This window comes from Citrobacter sp. Cy070, assembly GCF_030332245.1.
Lineage (GTDB): Bacteria > Pseudomonadota > Gammaproteobacteria > Enterobacterales > Enterobacteriaceae > Citrobacter > Citrobacter youngae.
On the sequence record NZ_JAOWIG010000091.1, the window covers coordinates 232,175 to 255,776 of the forward strand.

The following is a 23,602-nucleotide window of genomic DNA, read 5'->3' on the forward strand; positions in this document are numbered from 1 at the left end:
CACCTCTGCGGAGGTGGCACGATTTACCTGTTTGCAGTGCGTCCTAACGGAACCACTAACGGCGTTCCGGCAACCGGATCGTCGATAATCATACACCGCAGCCCATAGATTTTTTCAATGAGCTCTGCCGTGACAATCTCTTTCGGCGCACCCTCGGCGACGATCTTTCCATCACGAAGTGCAATCAGATGGGTGGCATAGCGACACGCCTGATTCAGGTCGTGCAGAACGGCGGCCAGCGTGTAACCTTTCTCCCGGTTTAGCTCACTCAACAGCTCCAGCAGATCAATCTGATGGCTGATATCCAGCCAGGTGGTCGGTTCGTCGAGCAGCATAATCGACGTTTCTTGTGCCAGTACCATCGCTATCCACGCGCGTTGGCGTTGACCGCCGGAGAGGGTATCCACACTTTGCGCCGCCAGATGCGTGATCCCCGTGGCCTGCATCGCGTGGGTTACCGCGATTTCATCTTCTTTACGCCAGCGGGTAAATAAAGGTTGATGTGGATAACGCCCACGAGCAACCAGCTCCTGCACGGTAATATCGCCCGGCGTGGTGGCATTTTGCGCCAGCAGACCAATTCTGCGTGCGACCTCTTTACTGGGGTAATGTTGAATATGTTCGCCATCGAGCCAGACTTTGCCGTGCGCGGGCGTCATCAGACGACTCAATGTACGTAGCAGCGTGGATTTTCCACAACCGTTGGGGCCAATAATGGCAGTGAAGTGACCATCGGGGATCGAGACATTAAGGTTTTCTGCCACGGTAAACTTGCCATAACCCAGCGTTAACTGGTCGCCACGCAAACGGGCTACTGATTCGGTCATTTTTTGCGGGACTCCTGAATTAACAAGACGATAAGGTAAATACCGCCGAGGCTTACGGTGACAACGCCAACCGGAAGCTGATAAGGCATAAATAGCTGCTGAGCGCATAAATCGGCCATCAGCAGTAGCAGGGCGCCGCACAGCGCCGACTGCGTTAATCCCCAACGTGCCGTGCCGCTAATCCGCCGCGCGATGTGTGGGGCGACAAGAGCAATAAACGAGATAGGTCCTGCCAGCGCGGTGGCCGCAGCGGTCAACACCACGGCGACCAGCATCATCATTAAACGTGAACGCTCTACGCTGACTCCAAGCGCGCAGGCGCTGTCATCACCCATTTCCAGTAAACGCAGGCGGCGTACCAACAGCGCGGCGCACCCCAGCATCACGATAATCAGCGGCGCAGAAGGCCAGGTCTTCGCCCAGGTCAGACCGTTGAGCGATCCGGCGTTCCACAGCCCGGCGGTCAGCGCGGTTTCTAAGGACGCCTTCAGCAGCAGCCAGGTGTTGAAGGCCACCAGCATAGCGCGAATGCCGATCCCGATGATGATCAGCCGGAAGGTGTCGATGCCGTTGCGCCAGGCCAGCGCCCAGACCACCAGCGAAGTCAGGATCCCGCCGAGCATTGCCGCCAGCGCGATGGCGGTAAGATGCTGACCAAACAGCACCATTGCCACCAGTACGCCGCTCCAGGCACCGGTATTGAAGCCCATCACGTCCGGGCTACCCAGCGGGTTACGCATCAATGACTGGAATATCGCGCCGCTAACGCCCAGCGCCGCGCCAATCAGCAGCGCCATCAACACGCGTGGTAATCGCCACTCGGTCACCACCAGAGTAATGCTACGCGGTGCATCACCGAACAGGGCGGCAATAATTTGCGGGGTCTCGAGCATAACGGCACCGCTACGCAGGCTCCACAATCCAACGGCCAGGCAACCGACGACCAGCAGCAGACAACTGACAATCAGGCGACGGGAGAGGTGCATCATGCGCCACCCCCGCGTGATTTACGGCGTACCAGAAAGATAAGCACCGGCGCGCCGATAAACGCGCTGACGACCGAGACGCGCAGCTCGCCGGGCACAATCAGACGACCGATGATATCGGCAATCAACAGCAGAGAAGGGGTGGCCAGCAGAGTGACGGGCAGCGACCAGCGATGATCTGCGCCCACCAGCCAGCGTGCCATATGCGGCATCATCAGGCCGATAAAGGCTATAGGGCCGACGATGGCGGTCGCACTTCCGCACAGTACGGTAATCACCAACAGGCCAATAAACTGGGTACGCGCAACTTTGCTCCCCAACGCCGTTGCGGTGTCGCTTCCCAGACTGAGGCTATTCAGAGCACGGCTGAGGAACAGCGCGACAGCACCGGCCATCAGGACCGGGATCAGCACGACTTTCAGCGTCTGCAGGCTGCGGATATCCAGTGAACCGGCTTGCCAGAAACGCAACTGGTCGTAGACGTCCGGGTTGAGCAGGGCGATGCCTGTGGATAATCCTTCCAGAACAGCACCCAGCGCAACACCGGCCAATGTCAGACGTACCGGGCTGAGCTGCCCGCCGCCCTGACTGCCGGTAAATGCCACGATCAGCGATGCGACCAGCGCACCGGCAAAAGCCATCAGCAGTTGTTCTTGCGCAGAGGAGAAGCCGAACAGTGCGGCCCCCAGCACAATAGCAAAGCTGGCACCAGAGTTGACGCCCAGAATACCGGGATCGGCGAGAGGGTTTCGCGTGAGCGTTTGCATCAGCGCACCCGCCAGGCCCAGTGCACCACCTGCGAGGAGCCCTGCCAGCGTACGCGGGAGTCGCGCGTCCAGCACGATGGTGCAATCGGCGCTTTGACAACTGCCGGTGAGTGCATCAAATACCACGGAGGTGGGCAGCGACTTTGCGCCAATAACCAGACTTAATGCCGTGGTGAGAACAAGTAGTAACAACAGTCCGGGCACGGCGAAGGCGCGTGTCACGGAAATAGAGCATGACATATCAACTTCCCTGATAATGATAGTAATTATCGTTATCGATCTTATTTGGATATGTTAGCATGTGCAGCCATTGAATGGATATTGAAAAAGTACCTGGTAAGGCTCTGTAATGAATCGACAATCCTGGCTGCTTAATCTCAGCCTGTTAAAGACCCATCCTGCATTTCGCGCCGTCTTCCTCGCCCGTTTTATTTCCATTGTCTCTCTGGGGCTATTGGGGGTTGCGGTCCCGGTACAGATCCAGATGATGACGCAGTCGACCTGGCAGGTCGGTTTGTCGGTTACGCTGACCGGGAGCGCCATGTTTATTGGTCTGATGGTGGGCGGCGTACTGGCCGATCGCTATGAGCGCAAAAAGGTGATCCTGCTGGCTCGCGGAACCTGTGGGATCGGTTTTATTGGCCTGTGTCTGAACGCGCTGCTGCCCGAACCGTCGTTGCTGGCTATCTATGTTCTTGGTTTATGGGATGGCTTTTTCGCCTCGCTGGGTGTCACTGCGTTGCTGGCGGCGACGCCGGCGCTGGTCGGGCGTGAAAATCTGATGCAGGCCGGGGCGATTACCATGCTGACTGTGCGTCTGGGATCGGTGATTTCGCCAATGCTTGGTGGGGTGTTGCTGGCGACCGGTGGCGTGGCCTGGAACTACGGCCTGGCGGCGGCGGGTACATTTATTACCTTGCTGCCGTTGTTGAGCCTTCCCGCATTACCGCCTCCGCCGCAGCCGCGCGAGCATCCTCTGAAATCGCTGCTGGCAGCATTTCGCTTTCTGCTTGCCAGCCCGCTGATTGGCGGCATTGCGCTGCTTGGCGGTCTGTTGACCATGGCGAGCGCCGTGCGCGTGCTGTATCCGGCGCTGGCGATAAACTGGCAGATGTCGAGCGCACAGATTGGGTTACTGTATGCGGCTATTCCCCTGGGCGCGGCCATCGGGGCTTTAACCAGTGGGCAACTGGCACACAGCGTGCGTCCGGGTCTGATTATGCTGGCATCAACTGTGGCCTCTTTCCTGGCTATCGGTCTGTTTGGCTTGATGCCGGTCTGGCAGCTTGGTGTGGTTTGTCTGGCGCTGTTTGGCTGGCTGAGTGCGGTCAGTTCTTTGTTGCAGTACACCCTGTTACAGACGCAGACGCCGGAAGCGATGCTCGGGCGAATTAACGGTTTGTGGACCGCACAGAACGTCACCGGCGATGCGATTGGCGCGGCGCTGTTAGGGGGGCTGGGGGCGATGATGACGCCTGCGGCCTCGGCAAGCGTCAGTGGGTTTGGGCTGGTGATTGTCGGTCTTTTACTGCTGCTGTTGTTGGGAGAAGTGCGCCGATTCCGGCAAGTTCCCGTGAATGTCTGATCGCGTTATGCTCTACGGATTGTAGGCCGGATAAGGCGTTAGCCGCATCCGGCACTGACCATTAAAACAGAGCCGACAGACGTTGCAGCAGCAGCGTTGCGCTGTAGTAGTCGAGACGGAAGGTTTCCGTACCCAGCGCATAAACGCGTTTGTTTTGCACAGCAGGCAGATGCGCCAGCAGTGGATTAGCGTAAATCGCATCGGCATCTTTGCTGTCGCCTGCAAACAGGAACAGCGCTTCGCCATTCAGACCCGCCGCCAGGTTTTCACCACCAAGCTGGATAATATCGTGACGTTTACCCTGGCTCTGGCTGGTATGTAGTCCGGCAGGTAGTGGTGCCAGCGTGAAACCGAGCTGTTCCATCAGCTTGCCTTGCGCGGACTCCGGCGTCCACAGGTTGGCGCTGTGTGCGGCTGCGGTATACACCAGCGCACTGACTGGCTGTGGCGGCAGGGTGATACGTTGCTTTACCGCGAGCAGTTGCTTATCAAACTCAGCAATACGCGCCGCTGCCTGTTGCTCCTGCCCGGTGATTTCACCTAATTGTGTCAGCAGTGACTGCCAGCTTTTGTCGTCGTAATTAATGATAAGCGTAGGGGCTATGGTGGACAGTTGATCGTACAGTGCAAGCGCGGAATCTCCCCCGGTGGCGCTGACCAGAATCAGATCCGGCATTTGTGCTGCAACGGCTTCGGCGCTCGGCTCGCCAATATACAGGCGGCTCAGTTTGCGTTCTTTGGCGACGTCGCTCCACTGGCGTAAAAAGCCCTGAGCGTCACCAATACGGTTATTCGGTGTCGTGGCACCGCTGGCAATGATGGGCGCATCAATAGCGAGCAGAGAACCGGTGAGCGTGACGCTGGTGGACACAATGCGCAGTGGCTTATGTTCCAGCGTGTGCGTGCCGCGGCTGTCGGTAACCTGGCGTGGCCAGTCAGCGGCATGGCTTAAAGAAATTCCTGAAATAACGAGTCCAACCAGTAACAGCGCAGTGCGGTAAAACGCGGAAAATCTCACAAATAAGCTTCCTGTTATCAATGTGGTTAATGCTTCTCATTTTCATTGTTACGCGTCAGGGATGCAAGCCTAAGTCGCACATTGTGTTACCACAAGAGTTGACATACTGACGCTTTGCTTTTAGGTTAGCGACCGAAAATATAAATGATAATCATTATTAAAGCCTTTATCATTTTATGGAGGATGATATGGACACGTCACTGGCCGAGGAAAAAACGCAGACTATGGCAACTCTCGCTCCCGACAGTTTTTTCTTTATGTCGCCGTATCGTAGTTTTACGACGTCAGGATGCTTCGCCCGCTATGCGGAACCGGCAATTGATGGTGATTCACCAGACAGCCCTTTCCAACAGAAAATGCACGCACTGTTTGCGCAGGCCAAATCGCAGGGCATCGCAAACCCCATTATGGTAGGGGCCATTCCCTTTGACACCCGCCAGCCCTCGTCGCTGTTTATTCCTAAATCATGGCAAAGCTTCTCACGCACGGCAAAGCAGCAATCAGCACGTTACTTTACTGCCCATCAGTCGCTGAATGTCGTTGAGCGTAAATCGATTCCTGAGCAGGATTTTTTCGAAGATATGGTCGCCAGAGCAGCGGCGCTGACGTCAACCCCGGAAGTCGACAAAGTGGTGCTGTCTCGCCTGATTGATGTGACCGCCGACGCCAATATCGACAGTGGTGCGCTGCTGGAGCGGCTGGTAGCGCAAAACCCGGCAAGCTACAACTTCCATGTGCCCATCGACGATGGCGGTGTACTGATCGGCGCCAGCCCGGAATTGCTGTTACGCAAAGAAGGCGACCATTTCAGTTCGCTGCCGCTGGCGGGATCTGCGCGTCGCCAACCGGACGATGTTCTGGACCGGGAGGCTGGGATCCGTCTGTTAGCTTCCGAGAAAGATCGCCATGAACACGAACTGGTCACCCAGGCGATGAAAGCGGTTCTGCGCGATCGCAGCAGCGAGTTGCAACTTCCTTCGTCTCCGCAACTGGTCACCACGCCCACGCTCTGGCATCTCGGTACCCCGTTTGAAGGTAAAGCCAATGCCCAGGAAAACGCACTGACGCTGGCTTGTCTGCTGCATCCAACACCGGCGCTAAGTGGCTTCCCGCATCAGGTCGCACGTAAACTTATCGCCGAACTGGAACCGTTCGATCGCGAACTTTTCGGCGGCATTGTTGGCTGGTGTGATTCGCAGGGCAACGGCGAATGGGTCGTGACGATCCGCTGTGCGAAACTGCTGCGTAATCAGGTACGTTTTTTCGCCGGAGCCGGCATTGTACCCGCCTCGTCACCGATTGCGGAGTGGCGTGAAACAGGTGCCAAGCTATCCACCATGTTGAATGTTTTTGGACTGCATTAAGCGCCTGGTCTACCAGGCTATTCAGGCCTTATCGACAGGCTCTAAGGAGCAATAATGAGTATTCCTTTCACCCGTTGGCCGGAAGAGTTTGCCCGCCGCTACCGTGAAAAAGGCTACTGGCAGGATTTGCCGCTGACCGACATTCTGACCCGCCACGCCGATTGCGACCAGACGGCGGTGATTGACGGGGAACGCCATCTTAGCTACCGCCAGTTAAATCAGGCGACGGATAATCTTGCCTGTAGCCTGCGTTGTCAGGGGATCAAATCCGGCGAGACCGCACTGGTGCAGTTAGGCAACGTGGCTGAGCTGTATATCACTTTCTTCGCACTGCTCAAACTGGGCGTGGCTCCCGTATTGGCACTGTTTAGCCATCAGCGTAACGAACTCAACGCCTACGCAGCGCAAATTAAACCGGCGTTACTGATTGCCGATCGCCAGCATGCGTTATTCAGTGACGACGAGTTTCTGAATACCTTTGTTGCCGAACACAATTCAGTGCGCGTGGTCCAGTTGCTCAATGATGACGGCGAACACAATCTGCAAACGGCTATAAGCCAACCCGCAACGGCGTTTACCGCCACGCCATCGCCTGCCGATGAAGTGGCGTATTTCCAGCTTTCCGGCGGCACGACCGGGACGCCAAAGCTGATCCCGCGTACCCACAATGATTACTACTACAGCGTGCGCCGCAGCAACGAGATTTGCCATTTCACTGGAGAAACGCGCTATCTGTGCGCTATTCCAGCGGCGCATAACTACGCCATGAGTTCGCCTGGCGCGCTGGGCGTTTTCCTCGCGGGTGGAACAGTGGTGCTGGCGGCAGACCCGAGCGCGACGTTGTGCTTTCCGTTGATTGAACAGCATCAGGTAAACGTTACGGCGTTGGTACCGCCAGCGGTGAGTTTGTGGCTGCAGGCAATTCAGGAGTGGGGCAGTAACGCACAACTGGCTTCGCTGAAACTGTTGCAGGTGGGAGGCGCGCGGCTTTCGGCTTCGCTTGCCGCTCGCATTCCGGCGGAAATAGGCTGCCAGTTGCAGCAGGTCTTCGGTATGGCGGAAGGGCTGGTGAACTACACCCGTCTGGACGACAGTCCCGAGCGCATCATCAATACCCAGGGCCGTCCGATGTGCCCTGACGATGAGGTTTGGGTGGCAGACGCTGACGGTAATCCTTTACCACAGGGCGAGACCGGACGCCTGATGACGCGTGGCCCGTACACCTTCCGGGGTTACTTCAATAGCCCTGAACACAATGCCAGCGCGTTTGATGCTAACGGATTCTATTGCTCTGGTGATCTGATCGCCATCGATCGGGATGGTTACATCACCGTGCAGGGGCGCGAGAAAGATCAGATTAACCGCGGCGGGGAGAAGATCGCTGCCGAAGAAATCGAAAACTTGTTACTGCGCCATCCGGCGGTGATTCATGCGGCATTGGTCAGTGTGGATGACGAACTGATGGGCGAGAAAAGCTGCGCCTGCCTGGTGGTGAAAGAGCCGCTGCGCGCGGTACAGGTGCGTCGTTTTCTGCGCGAACAGGGCGTGGCGGAATTCAAATTGCCGGACCGTGTCGAGTGCGTTGAGTCATTGCCGCTGACCCCGGTAGGCAAAGTGGATAAAAAACAATTACGTCAGTGGCTGGCATCACGTTCACCGGCCTGAAGGAGAAGAAGAAATGGCAATCCCTAAACTGCAGGCTTATGCGCTGCCAACGGCGCTTGATGTTCCGGCAAATAAAGTTGACTGGGCATTTGAACCAGAACGCGCCGCGCTGCTAATCCACGACATGCAGGACTATTTTATCGGCTTTTGGGGCGAGAACTGCCCGATGATGGAACAGGTAGTGGCCAACATCGCCGCGCTGCGTCAGTACTGTAAAGCACATAATATTCCGGTCTATTACACTGCGCAGCCGAAAGAACAAAGCGATGAAGACCGTGCGTTGTTGAACGATATGTGGGGACCCGGCCTGACGCGCTCGCCTGAACAGCAAAAAATCGTCGATGCGCTGGCACCGGACGAAGCGGATACCATTCTGGTTAAATGGCGTTACAGCGCGTTTCATCGTTCACCGCTGGAGCAGATGCTAAGAGACACTGGACGTAACCAGCTGATCATCACCGGCGTGTATGCGCATATTGGCTGCATGACCACCGCGACTGATGCCTTCATGCGTGATATTAAGCCGTTTATGGTCGCAGATGCGCTGGCGGACTTTAGCCGTGATGAACACCTGATGTCACTGAAATACGTGGCGGGGCGTTCCGGTCGCGTGGTGATGACCCAGGAGTTACTGCCGACACCTGTTCCGGACAGTAAAGATGCGCTGCGCAGCGTGATTCTGCCGCTACTCGATGAGTCTGAAGAGCCAATGGATGACGAAAACTTAATCGATTACGGTCTGGACTCAGTACGTATGATGGCGCTGGCGGCCCGTTGGCGGAAAGTGCATGGCGATATCGACTTTGTGATGCTGGCGAAAAAACCGACCATTGACGCCTGGTGGACGCTGCTCTCCCGCGAGGTGAAGTGATGGCCGGATTTGACTTCACAGGGAAAACCGTCTGGATAACCGGCGCGGGAAAAGGCATTGGCTACACCACGGCGTTGGCGTTTGTTGATGCCGGGGCACAGGTTACGGGCTTCGACCGCGAGTTCGCGCTGGCAGAGTATCCCTTTGCCACTGAGGTGATGGACGTGGCGAACGCGCAGCAGGTGGCGCAGGTATGCGAGCGTTTGCTGGCGAATACCGGGCGTCTCGACATACTGGTGAACGCCGCAGGGATCCTGCGTATGGGACCAACCGACGCGCTGAGCGTGGAGGACTGGCAGCAAACCTTTGCCGTCAACGTGGGCGGAGCATTCAATTTGTTTCAGCAGACGATGGCGCAGTTTCGTCGCCAGCGGGGCGGGGCAATTGTCACCGTCGCATCGGATGCGGCGCACACGCCGCGTATCGGCATGAGTGCTTATGGGGCGTCAAAAGCCGCGCTGAAAAGCCTGGCGCTAACCGTGGGACTTGAACTGGCGGGCAGCGGCGTGCGCTGCAATGTGGTTTCGCCAGGCTCGACCGATACCGACATGCAGCGTACGTTGTGGGTCAGTGATGATGCGGAACAGCAGCGTATTCGAGGGTTTGGCGAGCAGTTTAAGCTCGGCATTCCGTTGGGGAAAATCGCCCGGCCGCAGGAGATCGCCAACACGATTTTATTCCTCGCCTCCGATCTGGCCAGCCACATTACATTGCAGGATATTGTGGTGGACGGCGGCTCCACGCTGGGGGCATGACGATGATCTGGAAACGTCATTTAACGCTGGATGAACTGAATGCCACCAGTCAGAACACCATGGTGGCGCATCTGGGCATGGTTTATACCCGACTGAGTGATGATGTGCTGGAAGCAGAAATGCCGGTGGATGAGCGTACGCATCAGCCGTTTGGTTTGCTGCACGGCGGCGCGTCGGCGGCTCTGGCGGAAACGTTGGGGTCAATGGCTGGTTATCTGATGACTCGAGACGGGCAGTGTGTGGTGGGAACTGAGTTGAACGCCACGCATCACCGCGCAGTATCGCAGGGGAAAGTGCGCGGTGTGTGCCAGCCGTTGTATCTTGGGCGACAGAATCAAAGCTGGGAAATCGTCATCTTTGATGAACAGGGGCGGCGCTGCTGCACCTGCCGTTTAGGCACGGCGGTGATGGGGTGAAGTCACCCGGCAAAGTAAAATGAAATTGCAGGGTTAACAGGTAAATGAAGTGATCTAGTTAACAATGCAATGTAAATACTCAGTGATACTTCGGGTTTGCATGGTTGTCAGGTTGTTAAATCCAGAAAAGATGTTATAGAAACAAAATGTAACATCTCTCTGGATAGGACAACGGATAACAACTATGAATAAATCAGGGAAGTACCTCGTCTGGACAGTGCTCTCCGTAATGGGAGCATTTGCCCTCGGCTATATCGCATTAAACCGTGGTGAACAGATCAACGCGTTGTGGATAGTCGTGGCGTCGGTCTGTGTCTACCTTATCGCTTACCGTTTCTATGGCCTGTACATCGCGAAAAATGTACTGGCGCTGGACCCGACGCGTATGACGCCAGCCGTGCGTCATAACGACGGTCTGGACTATGTTCCCACCGATAAAAAAGTACTGTTTGGTCACCATTTTGCAGCGATTGCCGGAGCGGGTCCGTTAGTTGGACCGGTGCTGGCGGCGCAAATGGGCTATCTGCCAGGGATGATCTGGCTGCTCGCCGGGGTAGTGCTGGCCGGCGCGGTGCAGGACTTTATGGTGCTGTTTGTTTCTACCCGTCGCGATGGTCGTTCCCTTGGCGAACTGGTGAAAGAAGAGATGGGCCCAACGGCAGGCGTCATTGCGCTGGTGGCCTGTTTTATGATCATGGTGATTATCCTCGCGGTACTGGCGATGATTGTCGTGAAAGCGCTAACCCACAGCCCGTGGGGAACTTACACCGTAGCGTTCACTATCCCGCTGGCGATTTTTATGGGGATTTACCTGCGTTATCTGCGCCCGGGTCGCATTGGCGAAGTGTCGGTCATCGGTCTGGTGTTCCTGGTATTTGCCATTATTTCCGGTGGCTGGGTGGCGGAGAGTCCTACCTGGGCCCCTTATTTTGACTTTACCGGTGTACAGCTGACCTGGATGCTGGTGGGCTACGGTTTCGTGGCTGCCGTGCTGCCGGTCTGGCTGCTGCTGGCACCGCGCGATTACCTTTCTACCTTCCTGAAAATCGGCACCATTGTGGGTCTGGCGGTAGGGATCCTGATCATGCGCCCGACGCTGACCATGCCTGCGTTGACCAAGTTTGTTGACGGTACCGGCCCGGTCTGGAGCGGTAACCTGTTCCCGTTCCTGTTTATTACCATCGCCTGCGGCGCAGTCTCTGGTTTCCACGCGCTGATTGCCTCCGGCACCACGCCGAAGATGCTGGCGAATGAAGGTCAGGCCTGTTTTATCGGCTATGGCGGGATGCTGATGGAATCCTTTGTCGCCATTATGGCGCTGGTAGCGGCCTGTGTTATCGATCCGGGCGTCTACTTTGCGATGAACAGCCCGATGGCGGTACTGGCACCTGCCGGAACCACCGATGTGGTTGCGTCAGCGGCACAGGTCGTGAGCAGTTGGGGCTTTGTTATCACGCCTGATACGCTGCATCAGATCGCGAACGATGTCGGCGAACAATCCATTATCTCCCGCGCAGGCGGCGCGCCGACGCTGGCGGTGGGCATGGCGTATATTCTGCACGGTGCGCTGGGTGGCATGATGGATGTGGCATTCTGGTATCACTTCGCCATTCTGTTTGAAGCCCTGTTTATTCTGACGGCAGTAGACGCCGGTACGCGCGCCGCGCGCTTTATGCTGCAGGATCTGCTGGGCGTGGTGTCACCAGGGCTGAAACGTACCGATTCGCTGCCAGCGAACCTGTTGGCGACGGCGCTGTGCGTACTGGCCTGGGGTTACTTCTTACACCAGGGCGTGGTGGATCCATTGGGCGGTATTAACACCCTGTGGCCGCTGTTTGGTATCGCCAACCAGATGCTGGCCGGTATGGCGCTGATGCTCTGTGCGGTGGTGCTATTCAAGATGAAACGTCAACGCTACGCATGGGTGGCGCTGGTGCCAACCGCCTGGCTGCTGATTTGTACCCTGACCGCTGGCTGGCAGAAAGCGTTTAGCCCGGATGCAAAAATCGGCTTCCTGGCTATCGCCAACAAATTCCAGGCGATGATCGACAGCGGTAACATTCCGGCGCAGTACACCCAGTCGCAGCTGACGCAACTGGTATTTAACAACCGCCTGGATGCGGGGCTTACCATTTTCTTCATGGTGGTCGTGGTGGTGCTGGGTCTGTTCTCTATCAAAACTGCACTGGCAGCGTTGAAAGAGGACAAACCAACGTCGAAAGAGACGCCGTACGAGCCGATGCCTGAGAATGTCGAAGAGATCGTGGCGCAGGCGAAAGGCGCGCACTAATATTCTCTTAACCAATGAGCCCTCTCCTGAACGGGGAGGGCGTTTGTACGACAGGAAACCACTATGTTTGAAACGCTCTCTAAAGCCGGAAAGTATTTAGGCCAAACCGCCCGGTTAATGATCGGTGTGCCGGATTACGACAACTATGTTGAGCATATGCGCGTCACGCATCCGGATCAGACGCCGATGACCTACGAAGAATTTTTCCGCGAGCGCCAGGATGCGCGCTATGGGGGCAAAGGTGGCGCGAAGTGCTGTTGATTTTTTGCCGGATGGCGCTAACGCTTATCCGGCCTACAACATTGCATTGGCCGTAGGCCTGATAAGGCGAAGCCGCCATCAGGCAACCTGCACCATAGTCACACCGTAAACGTCTCTACCTTCTCAAATGCCGCACGCAGTGTTTCCGGTGTTAGCTTCACCGGCAACGCGTGAATGGACTCCACCGGGCGCAGGGTATGCGCAATCACCTTATCGATTTCGGCGCGGTTTTGGATGTCCACTTCCAGTTGAGCCAACCGGGTTGGCAAATTGAAGCGCTGATAGGCGGTAATTAACTGCGCCAGCACATCATCTTGTCCCAACAGCGCGCTCTGCACCAGTATGCCGTACGCTACTTTGGTGCCATGTAAAAATTTCTCCGTTTGCGGGAGGACGGTCAGGCCATTGTGAACAGAATGCGCCGCCGCCACGCGGGTGTAGCGCTCGCCCAGACCACCAACCATACCACCGCCAGCAATGATCGCATCCACCACGTCGCAAAACGCACGGGTCAGTTCACCACGCTGCTTATCTGCCAGCGCCTGCTCGCTGCTCTGAAGGAGAACGTCGCGGATCGCCAATGCGCCGTTGATGCCAAGACGTACAGTCAGCGGCAAGGTTTCAGGCTGTGGGGCGAGCACAACCGCTTCGTACCATTTCGCCAACGTGTCCCCGATACCAGCCAGCAAATACGCGTCTGGCGCATTAAGCACGATCTCTGGCTCTACCAGTACCAAAAAATTGGCATCATCGAAAATTTCGAAATGCAGTGCCTGACCTGCATCGTTGTACCACACGGACAGCGGCGTCCAGGCAGCACAGGTGGCGGCAATGGTTGGGATTGTCACAAAGGGTAAACCAAGGCGGCGCGCCAGTGCTTTGGCGGTGTCGAGCAATGTCCCGCCGCCCACGCCAATCACCACGCTGCGATTCTCTCCCGACTCTTTTGCCAGTTGAGTAACATCGGTTTCGCTGCAATGTCCCGTAAACAGCAGGTGTTTAGCCTCGGCAAGATGAAAGGCCTCTGGCAGATAAGGCCGGGCTGCATTGATGGCGCGCTCACCATATACCCAGACGGCGCGTGAGAGTTGATCCTTTGTGAAAAAATCGTTGAGTCTCGACAGGCTGCCGCGATGGGAAAAATAGTTAGCCGGGCCGGTGACGACGCGAATCTCGGTATTACTCATGTTGTGTTGTCCTTTTGGCTGTCCTGTCCAGGCAGGTTATTTTTATATAGACGTCTGAACGTCTTGATTGCCAAATACTAGCATCGTGCTATAGTGGCTTCAACCACAACATTACACGCTGGGATAACAATAATGAGTAATAACCCGCTGATTCCGAAAAGCAAACTGCCTAATCTGGGCACCACTATTTTCACGCAAATGAGCGCGCTGGCGCAGCAGCACCAGGCCATTAACCTCTCGCAGGGATTTCCTGATTTTGATGGTCCACTCTTTTTACAAGAACGTCTGGCGTATCACGTCGCGCATGGCGCAAACCAGTATGCGCCGATGACGGGCGTACAGCCGCTGCGAGAGGCCATTGCGGATAAAACCGCGCAGTTGTACGGCTATAGACCCGACGCAAATAGCGAAGTGACCGTTACTGCGGGGGCAACGGAAGCATTGTACGCCGCGATCACGGCACTGGTACGGCCTGGCGATGAGGTGATCTGTTTTGACCCGAGCTACGACAGCTATGCGCCCGCGATTGAATTATCCGGCGGCGAGGTTAAACGCATCGCGCTGCAACCGCCGTCTTTTCGCGTCGACTGGCAGGAATTTGCTGCGCTAATCAGTGACCGCACCCGGCTGGTGATCCTAAATACACCGCATAACCCCTCGGCTACGGTATGGCAGAAGGCGGACTTTGAGGCGTTATGGCAGGCCATTAACCGGCATGAGATTTATGTTGTCAGTGACGAAGTCTACGAGCATATCTGTTTTGCCACGCATGGGCATGCCAGCGTGCTGGCGCATCCGCAACTAAGGGCGCGTGCAGTTGCCGTTTCATCATTTGGCAAAACCTATCATATGACGGGCTGGAAAGTGGGGTATTGTGTTGCGCCACCGGCTATCAGCGCGGAGTTACGTAAGGTCCATCAGTATTTAACCTTCTCGGTCAACACGCCGGCACAACTGGCGCTGGCGGATATGCTGCGCGAAGATCCGACGCACTACCGTGAGCTGCCCGCGTTTTATCAGAGAAAACGTGATGTGCTGGTGAATGCGCTGCGTGACAGTCGGCTGGAAATACTACCCTGCGAAGGGACGTACTTTTTACTGATTGATTACAGTGCTGTTTCTGATCTCAACGATGTGGCGTTTTGCCAATGGCTGACTAAAGAGGTCGGCGTGGCGGCGATACCACTGTCCGTTTTCTGCGCCGATCCTTTCCCACATAAGCTGATTCGCCTGTGTTTTGCTAAGCAAGAATCGACGCTGCTGGCAGCGGCAGAACGCCTGGTTACGCTGTAGTGACGCGATTTCGCTACTTCACCGTCCAGGCTTTGGAGAATCGACGGTCGGCAAATAACTCTTGCAGACCGTTGATTTGCTTCAGACGTAAGACTTCGTCGCTATCCATCCCCAGTTCTTTACCGATTTTCTCTTCGCTCCAGCCTAATTGTGATAATTCACGAACGATTTCCGACATAGCATGGATTTGATGCCGCCCACGGGCACGATTGTGGCGGATTGTCGCCGCCATGCGCTCATGACGCCCGCGTTGCAGACAGGCAACGGGCAGATAACCTTTCAGGCGTGATTTTAGTGATGATTTGTTTTTGCCGATTTCATGTCGATGGAATCCGTCGACGATTTCATATTCTTCCGGGGTTGATTGAACCACGACGATCGGTTGTGTGAAGCCATCGGCTTCAATGGATTTCAGCAGTAGCTTTTTCTCCGGCGGCGCAACGTTATTTGGGTTGTAATCATTTGGCGAAATAGCGCTGTTTTTGATCCACAGAACGCAGTCTACCGGTTCTTCACGGAAAGGGCTGACGCTATGGATTGCCATCCTGAATTCATTGATTGCTTCAATTCGTTCTTCTTCTGAAAGGCCAGAAAGAAAACCGGTGAGTTCCTGAGTTAGTCGTCGTTGCATAAGATCCCCCATTCCTGGCGTTTGGTTTTCATACGTTCGTTATAACGCTGATAGTTTTTCATTTTTGTGGGACTGAATGAGAGTGCCCGACACCAGTAGTCATTATTCAGCAGTACTTTGCAGATCCGTCTCCATGAGGGGATATCTTTAGAACCAATATCGTTTTCCTGGGTTTGAGGAATATTATCGATCCCTTTTTTCTTGTACCACTGTAAATAGACGGCGATTTTGTTGCGGTAGTGCTCTGCGGTCTGTTGCGGCATGCTGTCTAATAGCAGCATGGCGTACGCTTGCCAGCTTAAATGCTCAGGTTTTAATATTTTCCGGTGGCCGTAAAAATGGTTGTCATGGCCGGCGTATATTCCGCCGCTTTTAACGCCGCTAACCCGGGTGCACATGGCTGCCCATCGCTGTGGCTCAATAACATGATACAGCCACAGTCCCTGGCGTTGTTCCGGGCCAAAGGGTTCGCAAATGCGCATATATCGTGTTGGCACGCCAGCCTGGTACATCAGGTTATACAGGGGGTTGCATGGCATTTTTGTTTTCGCAAACCATGTCCATATATCGGCTGTTTTCCAGTCATACACCGGATAGATATACCAGGTGTGTCCTCCCGGTGCGGCGGTAGTCCACGGTTTGTCATCGGCAAAACGTTGCTTACGTGAATGGGCAATGGCGACAAAACGGTTATATGACTCGTCGGCACGGATGCCCACCATCATTGCCGCAGGACGTTTTTCTGAAAACCAGTCAGCGAACTCACGAACGAATTGTTCAAAGGTCATGCCGGGTTGGTAGAAATGAAAGAAACTGGGATCGGTAATCGCATCTGCTGGTGGTTGCCGCACCCATTGTGTATTGGGTTCCCAACACTGCCATTCCGGTTGAAATTGTGAGAGAGAATTTTGGGTGGTGAGCGGTATTGCTACCCAATAAAAACGTTCTATAACGTCAGAATAGTGTTCTCGTAGCGCTTCAACATAGTCGATAGTACAAGAGAACTGGGCTTCCCAGTCAATAAACAATACGCTTATTTTTTTATGTAACTGGCGTGCAAGAGTGGCGGTGAGATGCATCATGAGCCCGGAGTCTTTCCCTCCAGACAGTGAAACGCACACGCGAGGCAGTGTTTCCAAAGTCCAGGTAATGCGTTCCTGAGCGGCTTCCAGCACGCTCTGACTCAGAGGGATTTTGTAAACAGACATAGCAAGTCCATACTGAAAGAATAAAAGAGTAACATCTCTAATGTATACTTTGAATAAGATATGCCAATTTACGAAGCGTGCAACCTTTAAATATATTCACTTAATGTATTTAAAATATTTTTTTATTTAGTGTATGTATGGTTCTTTGATATGTCGTTTTTTTCGGTTTTTTTGTTTATTTTTGTTATGGAATTCTCAAAGTTTTTGTTGTTAAGTGAGGCCCGGTTGTACATTAAAAATAGATTCATTGATGGTGGCTTAATATCTGTTTTGATTTTCTTTAAATTGAATAATGATGAATATAATTCGAAGGTTGATTTAGGAATGAAACCAATGATATCTGTAATGGATATAATGTTGATAATTGACATCAGTGAATCACTAGAGAACCCAGTTTTACGATTGGCGAGAAAAGCATTTGTTTCCGACTGGTACTCTTTTACACCAGCATCGTCAGAGAGAAACCACGAAAACTGTTCTTCCAGTATTTCATTTAACGTTGTTTTTTCATTTATTCTGGGGTGGTTTTTGCCACAGACCAATACGGTCTCAATTGTCCTGAATGGGGTGCATATAATTGAGCGGTTAACGATCGGTGATGTCGTGATGACAACATCCGCTTTACGGTAGGCGAGTAAGTCTTCAGCGGTTTCCGATGTTATCAGAATATCACGATGTTCAATTTCAACATATTTGTCTTCCCTGATAGATTTAATTAACTCACTTATGTAGGCATTGCTGATAATTTGCGGACTGTAAATGACGAATTTTTTCTTCAGACTGGAGCTGTGCATGATATTTATTGTTTCTTCCAGACTGTTGAGATTGTTCTCAAGGTGATGGTGTAGATTGACCGCCGTTACGGTAGGCGTAATGCCTTTCCCTGCCCGAATAAACAAAGGATCATTGAATTGAGTGCGAAGCCTTTGTAGCGACTGGCTAACGGCTGAGGGGGTAATAAACAGCGTTTCGGCGGCTTTGCTTATGCTCAGATTCTGATAGATACACTCGAAAATAACCAGCATGTTCAGATCGAATTTTTTGAGGTCGTAAAGGTTAGCCATACGCTAATTCCTGTTTTAGTTTAGTTGTGAAATATTTCATTTTGTTATGTATGAGTTTTAATGCATCATCGTTTCATATACATGTAAAACTTAATGAATAGTTTACTACTACTTAAAATAGCACAGGCAGGGTTATTTTTTCGGTAAAAAGTGCTAACGGGTTAATTGATATAGAAAAGAAGAATGATTGATATGAAAATAATATCAATCATTCGTTGCGTATATTTATTTGGCTCCCATGATAATATCCAGCTTCTCTTTATCGGGCAAACCTACTGCCTGTTGCAGGGTATTATCTTTGCTCATGTAATAAATGGCGGGCGTGACATTGGCGCCTAAATCGTCCATTAGTTTTTGGTTGATATTCAGCGTCTTCATTTGCTCGGCAGGCGGGTTTGCTGGCAGTGCCAGCGTCATTTTGCCGCCGGAGGCTTCATAGTCGTGCCAGGTTTTAGCGGGGTCCTTGCTTGCCAGAATGGCCGCAGCGGTTGCCGGGCTTTCGGGTTTTATTACGCCAACCAGCAACGTGCGCAGTTGGACTTTACCGGCGTCCACCCACGGGCGCGCCTGCTGCCAGAACTGTTTACAATAGGGACAGAAGGGATCGGCAAACACATACACAATAACTGGCGCGTCTTTTTTGCCATCCAGAATCCACGACGCTTTTTCCATGCGTTGCCACATCTTGCGCCCGGCAGGGGCATAGATCTCTTTTTCTATCAGCGCATTACTCAGGTTTTCACCTTTCTCGTTATACATATAGCCGGAGATCGCCTGTTTTCCATCAGGCGTCACATAGATAGTGACCCCCATGTCCTGATATTTGCCCAGATAACCTTTCATGCCTCCCGGGGCGTCGAACGACTTCAGAATCGTAATGCCCTGTTTCTCAATCGCTTTCACGGGGGCAGGAAGCTCTTCAGCGTGGACGACTGCAGGGAGCAGAGCTAAGAGTAATGTACGTTTAAACATTGATTTTCCTTATAAAATTAGAAGGAAAGGGAGTTAAGTTGCAAAACCTATCGCAGCCATAGGTAAGATCGACAGTCTGTCGATTGCCCTTTCGGTAGTTGGGTGATGTAATCCCAATCGCTGTTACGACCTTGGTTAAGGTAATGTAGAGCGCAACACATAGCCAGTTCTGCTGGCACTGAAGTTACTTGCGGGTAACTCGGGTAATGAGGCTCCCTGCAAAGGGAGCCTTTTTTACTTTTAGAATAGGGTTTACACCATGCGGTTGAGTCGGTTGTTAGTTAACGCTTATTGATTTGATAAAGGAAACGCATTAGCCCTTATCAATGATTTTCGTTAACTTATCCCTCAACGAAAACACGGAGGAAGTACAGATGTCTTTGATTAATACCAAAATTAAACCTTTCAAAAACCAGGCGTTCAAAAACGGTGAGTTCATCGAAGTAACCGAGAAAGATACCGAAGGTCGTTGGAGTGTCTTCTTCTTCTACCCGGCTGATTTTACGTTCGTATGTCCGACCGAGCTGGGCGACGTTGCTGACCATTACGAAGAACTGCAGAAACTGGGTGTGGACGTTTACTCTGTTTCTACTGACACTCATTTTACTCACAAAGCATGGCACAGCAGCTCTGAAACCATCGCGAAAATCAAATATGCGATGATCGGCGACCCGACTGGCGCCCTGACCCGTAACTTCGACAACATGCGTGAAGATGAAGGTCTGGCTGACCGTGCAACATTTGTTGTTGACCCGCAGGGTATCATCCAGGCAATCGAAGTTACCGCTGAAGGTATCGGCCGTGATGCGTCTGACCTGCTGCGCAAAATTAAAGCTGCACAGTATGTCGCTTCCCACCCAGGTGAAGTTTGCCCGGCTAAGTGGAAAGAAGGCGAAGCGACCTTAGCGCCATCTTTAGATCTGGTCGGCAAGATCTAAGTCTGTTTTGCCTTGCGGCGCTGCGCTTGCATAGGCCTACGAAACCGTAGGCCGGGTAAACGAAGTGCCACCCGGCAATCAATGGGCGCAGACGCGCCCATTTCATTCCAGCACCATGACGCAAGTTGCATTGATGCGGCCCCGCGAATTCGGCTTGCATGATGATGTTTTCAGAGAGGGAAGAATAATGCTCGACACAAATATGAAAACCCAGCTCAAGGCTTATCTTGAGAAACTGACCAAACCTGTTGAGCTGATTGCTACGCTGGATGACAGCGCTAAATCGGCAGAAATCAAGGAACTGCTGACTGAAATTGCTGAACTGTCAGGAAAAGTCACCTTTAAAGAAGACAATACTCTGGCGGTACGTAAGCCATCGTTCCTGATTACCAATCCTGGTTCTCACCAGGGGCCGCGCTTTGCCGGTTCTCCGCTGGGGCATGAGTTTACCTCTCTGGTTCTGGCGCTGTTGTGGACCGGTGGTCATCCGTCAAAAGAGGCACAGTCACTGCTGGAGCAGATCCGCGACCTCGACGGGGACTTTGAGTTTGAAACCTATTATTCACTGTCCTGCCATAACTGCCCGGATGTGGTGCAAGCGCTCAACCTGATGTCTGTACTTAACCCACGCATCAAGCATACGGCGATTGATGGCGGTACATTCCAGAACGAAATTACCGATCGTAACGTCATGGGCGTACCGGCGGTCTATATGAACGGCAAAGAGTTCGGCCAGGGTCGTATGACGCTGACTGAAATCGTAGCGAAAGTGGATACCGGTGCAGAAAAGCGCGCAGCGGAAGAGTTGAATAAGCGTGATGCTTACGATGTGCTGATCGTCGGTTCGGGTCCTGCCGGGGCAGCGGCTGCGGTGTACTCTGCACGTAAAGGTATTCGCACCGGTCTGATGGGCGAACGCTTTGGCGGTCAGGTTCTTGATACCGTTGATATCGAAAACTACATCTCTGTACCGAAAACCGAAGGCCAGAAACTGGCTGGCGCACTGAAAGCACATGTTGATGATTACGATGTTGATGTTATTGATAGCCAGAGTGCGAGCAAACTGGTTCCGGCAGCTCAGGAAGGTGGTTTGCATCAGATTGAAACGGCTTCCGGCGCGGTGTTGAAAGCACGCAGCATCATCATTGCTACCGGTGCAAAATGGCGCAACATGAATGTTCCGGGTGAAGATCAGTATCGCACCAAGGGCGTAACCTACTGTCCGCACTGTGATGGCCCGCTGTTTAAAGGCAAGCGTGTCGCGGTGATAGGTGGCGGTAACTCGGGTGTTGAAGCGGCTATCGATCTGGCGGGTATCGTCGAGCACGTGACGTTGCTGGAATTTGCCCCGGAAATGAAAGCCGATCAGGTTCTGCAGAATAAAGTCCGCAGTCTGAAAAACGTCGACATTATTCTGAATGCGCAAACCACAGAAGTGAAAGGCGACGGCAGTAAAGTCACCGGTCTGGAGTATCGTGACCGCGTCAGCGGTGATATCCACAATGTGGAACTGGCGGGTATCTTTGTGCAGATTGGCCTGTTGCCAAATACCAACTGGCTGGAAGGCGCCGTTGAGCGTAACCGCATGGGTGAAATCATCATTGATGCCAAGTGCGAGACCAGCGTGAAGGGCGTTTTCGCGGCCGGAGACTGCACCACCGTACCGTATAAGCAGATTATCATTGCGACTGGCGAAGGTGCCAAAGCATCATTGAGCTCGTTTGATTATCTGATTCGCACCACAACCGTATAAGAAAGTAAGACTCACCTGCAAAAGAAGCGAAATGCCCGATAGCACAAGCATATCGGGCCTACAAATGGGATATTATCGGTTTGTAGGAGAAAGAGGCTACCGGAAGGTAGCCTCTTTTTTTATTAGCGAACTACCAGCACCGGTAAGGTAGCGTGGCGGACAACGCTGGAGGCGTTAGATCCGAGCAGATGGGTGCTGATTGATGGGTTACGCGATCCGATGACCACCACATCTGCATTCAACTCTTCACCCAATTCGTTTACCACATCACGCACGCTACCAAAGCGAACGTGCTGCTTAATGCGGGAAGGATCGATACTGAAGTGACCGACCATCGTTTGCAGACGGGTTTCCGCTTCGTGTTGCAGATGCTCTTCAAAACGACGAACGTCAGCGGCAAAACGGTGCAGACTCAGACTGGCAGAACCCGGGAGCACATGCAGCAGATGGATCACCCCTTTATCTTGTGCCAGAAATTCTGCATGGCGAACAGCCTTGTCGCTCAGTTCCATTTCGAATACATCAACAGGCATTATGATTGTGTTGTACATAAACATTCTCCTTGTCATTACATGAACACATAACAGCATAGTATTAAAAATGATTCTGTCAGTCACGACACAGATTTATGTTTTGCGAACAGGAGAAAAGGAAGTGTAGTAAGTGAAAGAAAGCAGGGGTTGAAGCGGAAAGAGGATGCGGATGCATCCCCTGTAAGATAAAGCGAGTCGCTTTGATAAGACAGAGTTAGCGCAGGTAGTCGCCTGCAGCTTCAGGCTGGTACTCAAGCTCGATGACTTCGAGGTGGGTCGATGTACCGCCCGGTAATTCCCAATGGATCGTATCGCCAACGCGCAGGCCCAGAAGCGCTGCACCGACTGGCGCCATTACCGAAAGCTGTGTACTGCTGTCAGTCATATTGGCCGGATATACCAGGGTACGTACACGCACTTCGCCATCGCTCAGATTGCGGAATTTCACGCGGCTGTTCATGGTCACCACGTCGTGCGGCATGGTTTCCGGGGAACACATTTGGGCGCGATCCAGTTCAGCGTTTAATGCGTCCGCTATCGGTAAACCAGCAAACGCAGGTTGCTCCAACAGGCGGTCAATGCGTTCCGCATCGAGGTCGTTAATGATAATAGTTGGTCTGGACATTTATTACTCCATGTCGTCGATACTGCGGATGCGCAGGTAAATAATCCCAAAAGAAAACCCTCACCGTCAGGCGGCAAGGGTTTAGCTTTTATGATGATACTGAGACTTACCCCATGTTTGAAGTGATTTAGTTCACATTCAGGCAAATCATCAATATTGTCGCGTATGGTGTAATGTCAGCCAGTTAAGCATTATAGGGAACATGTGCTTCCGGCTCAGGGTTCCGTTCACTTCAGCGGCATCACTTTTCTGCGGCACAGCCCCCGTGAACGGGCAAGGGAGGCTCGCCGCCGCCTCCCTTGCAACCCAGGCTCCCGGCGGGAAAATCGTCGCTACGCGATGTATTCGTCTTATGCCGTCTGCCTGTCGGGTCGGGGCCGAGCCTACGTCCATGCAGGCCGTCCCCTCTGTCCGCATCCCTGCGGACAGACCCGGTCAGCCGTCAACGCCTCATCGATTTTCAGCCGGGAGCCGGGATTGTTAAGGGTACAGCGATAGTACCCTTAACACGTTCACAGGCAGTATGGTTTCAGAGAAGTGAAAAACATAAGGTGAACGGAACAATACACCAGAGGCAACAGGTTCATTACCTT

Annotated in this window: 22 protein-coding genes; 11 read left to right on the forward strand and 11 right to left on the reverse strand. The window is 53.3% G+C overall.

Annotated features, from left to right (window positions below; genetic code table 11):
- Window positions 1-23: 23 nt before the first annotated feature.
- Genes fepC through fepD form a run of 3 tightly spaced genes read right to left on the reverse strand, consistent with a single transcriptional unit; the run spans window position 24 to window position 2,820 of the window.
- Window positions 24-827 carry an iron-enterobactin ABC transporter ATP-binding protein gene (fepC, locus tag OGY19_RS22965; protein WP_005123456.1) on the reverse strand — a complete coding sequence of 268 codons (804 nt, stop codon included), beginning with the start codon at window positions 825-827 and terminating at the stop codon, window positions 24-26.
- On the reverse strand, window positions 824-1,816 hold the full coding sequence (gene fepG / locus OGY19_RS22970; protein WP_186336721.1) for an iron-enterobactin ABC transporter permease: 993 nt from the start codon (window positions 1,814-1,816) through the stop codon (window positions 824-826). The genes fepC and fepG overlap by 4 nt, the downstream gene beginning before the upstream one ends.
- A complete protein-coding gene (gene fepD / locus OGY19_RS22975) occupies window positions 1,813-2,820 on the reverse strand; it encodes a Fe(3+)-siderophore ABC transporter permease (protein ID WP_048212331.1) in 1,008 nt (335 codons plus the stop codon). The genes fepG and fepD overlap by 4 nt, the downstream gene beginning before the upstream one ends.
- 109 nt (window positions 2,821-2,929) lie before the next feature.
- Here fepD and entS point away from each other — a divergent pair, with 109 nt between their 5' ends.
- A complete protein-coding gene (entS, locus tag OGY19_RS22980; protein ID WP_061067491.1) occupies window positions 2,930-4,165 on the forward strand; it encodes an enterobactin transporter EntS in 1,236 nt (411 codons plus the stop codon).
- Between the two features lie 61 nt (window positions 4,166-4,226).
- On the opposite strand, the gene fepB is transcribed toward entS, so the two are convergent.
- Window positions 4,227-5,183, reverse strand: coding sequence for a Fe2+-enterobactin ABC transporter substrate-binding protein (gene fepB / locus OGY19_RS22985; RefSeq protein WP_048212329.1), 957 nt, complete (start codon window positions 5,181-5,183; stop codon window positions 4,227-4,229).
- Between the two features lie 188 nt (window positions 5,184-5,371).
- Here fepB and entC point away from each other — a divergent pair, with 188 nt between their 5' ends.
- The 7 genes from entC to OGY19_RS23020 all read left to right on the forward strand — a co-directional run bounded on the left by entC (window position 5,372) and on the right by OGY19_RS23020 (window position 12,805).
- On the forward strand, window positions 5,372-6,547 hold the full coding sequence (gene entC / locus OGY19_RS22990) for an isochorismate synthase EntC (protein ID WP_115600786.1): 1,176 nt from the start codon (window positions 5,372-5,374) through the stop codon (window positions 6,545-6,547).
- A 54-nt stretch (window positions 6,548-6,601) separates the two neighbouring features.
- A complete protein-coding gene (gene entE / locus OGY19_RS22995; protein ID WP_061067494.1) occupies window positions 6,602-8,212 on the forward strand; it encodes a (2,3-dihydroxybenzoyl)adenylate synthase EntE in 1,611 nt (536 codons plus the stop codon).
- 13 nt (window positions 8,213-8,225) lie between these two features.
- Window positions 8,226-9,083 (forward strand): isochorismatase, encoded by an 858-nt coding sequence (locus OGY19_RS23000; protein WP_115600785.1) that lies wholly within the window; start codon window positions 8,226-8,228, stop codon window positions 9,081-9,083.
- Window positions 9,083-9,838 carry a 2,3-dihydro-2,3-dihydroxybenzoate dehydrogenase EntA gene (entA, locus tag OGY19_RS23005; RefSeq protein WP_048212325.1) on the forward strand — a complete coding sequence of 252 codons (756 nt, stop codon included), beginning with the start codon at window positions 9,083-9,085 and terminating at the stop codon, window positions 9,836-9,838. The genes OGY19_RS23000 and entA overlap by 1 nt, the downstream gene beginning before the upstream one ends.
- A 2-nt stretch (window positions 9,839-9,840) precedes the next feature.
- Window positions 9,841-10,254, forward strand: a complete 414-nt coding sequence (entH, locus tag OGY19_RS23010; protein WP_048212612.1) for a proofreading thioesterase EntH — start codon at window positions 9,841-9,843, stop codon at window positions 10,252-10,254.
- 184 nt (window positions 10,255-10,438) lie between these two features.
- The gene (gene cstA, locus OGY19_RS23015; RefSeq protein WP_016152202.1) at window positions 10,439-12,544 is read left to right on the forward strand and encodes a pyruvate/proton symporter CstA; all 2,106 of its coding nucleotides are present in this window, start codon (window positions 10,439-10,441) and stop codon (window positions 12,542-12,544) included.
- Window positions 12,545-12,607: 63 nt separating this feature from the next.
- Window positions 12,608-12,805, forward strand: coding sequence for a YbdD/YjiX family protein (locus tag OGY19_RS23020; RefSeq protein WP_006685574.1), 198 nt, complete (start codon window positions 12,608-12,610; stop codon window positions 12,803-12,805).
- Window positions 12,806-12,903: 98 nt separating this feature from the next.
- Here the strand turns inward: OGY19_RS23020 and OGY19_RS23025 are convergent, their stop codons facing one another.
- Window positions 12,904-13,992, reverse strand: a complete 1,089-nt coding sequence (locus OGY19_RS23025; protein ID WP_115600784.1) for an oxidoreductase — start codon at window positions 13,990-13,992, stop codon at window positions 12,904-12,906.
- 132 nt (window positions 13,993-14,124) lie between these two features.
- Here OGY19_RS23025 and OGY19_RS23030 point away from each other — a divergent pair, with 132 nt between their 5' ends.
- Window positions 14,125-15,285: a pyridoxal phosphate-dependent aminotransferase gene (locus tag OGY19_RS23030; RefSeq protein ID WP_048212323.1), complete on the forward strand. Its 1,161-nt coding sequence runs from the start codon at window positions 14,125-14,127 to the stop codon at window positions 15,283-15,285.
- Between the two features lie 13 nt (window positions 15,286-15,298).
- Here OGY19_RS23030 and OGY19_RS23035 read toward each other — a convergent pair whose 3' ends face one another.
- The 4 genes from OGY19_RS23035 to dsbG all read right to left on the reverse strand — a co-directional run bounded on the left by OGY19_RS23035 (window position 15,299) and on the right by dsbG (window position 19,160).
- Entirely contained in the window at window positions 15,299-15,916 is a 618-nt protein-coding gene (locus tag OGY19_RS23035) for an IbrB-like domain-containing protein (protein ID WP_048212322.1), read from the reverse strand.
- Window positions 15,901-17,124, reverse strand: a complete 1,224-nt coding sequence (locus OGY19_RS23040) for a phosphoadenosine phosphosulfate reductase (RefSeq protein ID WP_048212321.1) — start codon at window positions 17,122-17,124, stop codon at window positions 15,901-15,903. Before OGY19_RS23040 ends, OGY19_RS23035 begins: the two co-directional genes overlap by 16 nt.
- 122 nt (window positions 17,125-17,246) lie before the next feature.
- Window positions 17,247-18,188, reverse strand: a complete 942-nt coding sequence (gene citR / locus OGY19_RS23045) for a DNA-binding transcriptional repressor CitR (protein ID WP_286597276.1) — start codon at window positions 18,186-18,188, stop codon at window positions 17,247-17,249.
- A gap of 225 nt (window positions 18,189-18,413) precedes the next feature.
- Window positions 18,414-19,160: a thiol:disulfide interchange protein DsbG gene (dsbG, locus tag OGY19_RS23050; protein ID WP_115600782.1), complete on the reverse strand. Its 747-nt coding sequence runs from the start codon at window positions 19,158-19,160 to the stop codon at window positions 18,414-18,416.
- A gap of 374 nt (window positions 19,161-19,534) precedes the next feature.
- Between dsbG and ahpC the strand changes: the two genes are divergently transcribed.
- Together ahpC and ahpF are read left to right on the forward strand one after the other, a co-directional pair.
- Window positions 19,535-20,098, forward strand: coding sequence for an alkyl hydroperoxide reductase subunit C (gene ahpC, locus OGY19_RS23055; RefSeq protein WP_002894394.1), 564 nt, complete (start codon window positions 19,535-19,537; stop codon window positions 20,096-20,098).
- 187 nt (window positions 20,099-20,285) lie between these two features.
- A complete protein-coding gene (gene ahpF / locus OGY19_RS23060; protein WP_286597279.1) occupies window positions 20,286-21,851 on the forward strand; it encodes an alkyl hydroperoxide reductase subunit F in 1,566 nt (521 codons plus the stop codon).
- 122 nt (window positions 21,852-21,973) lie between these two features.
- On the opposite strand, the gene uspG is transcribed toward ahpF, so the two are convergent.
- Window positions 21,974-22,402, reverse strand: a complete 429-nt coding sequence (uspG, locus tag OGY19_RS23065) for a universal stress protein UspG (protein WP_005120854.1) — start codon at window positions 22,400-22,402, stop codon at window positions 21,974-21,976.
- A gap of 196 nt (window positions 22,403-22,598) precedes the next feature.
- Window positions 22,599-23,009, reverse strand: a complete 411-nt coding sequence (gene rnk, locus OGY19_RS23070) for a nucleoside diphosphate kinase regulator (RefSeq protein ID WP_005120853.1) — start codon at window positions 23,007-23,009, stop codon at window positions 22,599-22,601.
- Between the last annotated feature and the right edge of the window lie 593 nt (window positions 23,010-23,602).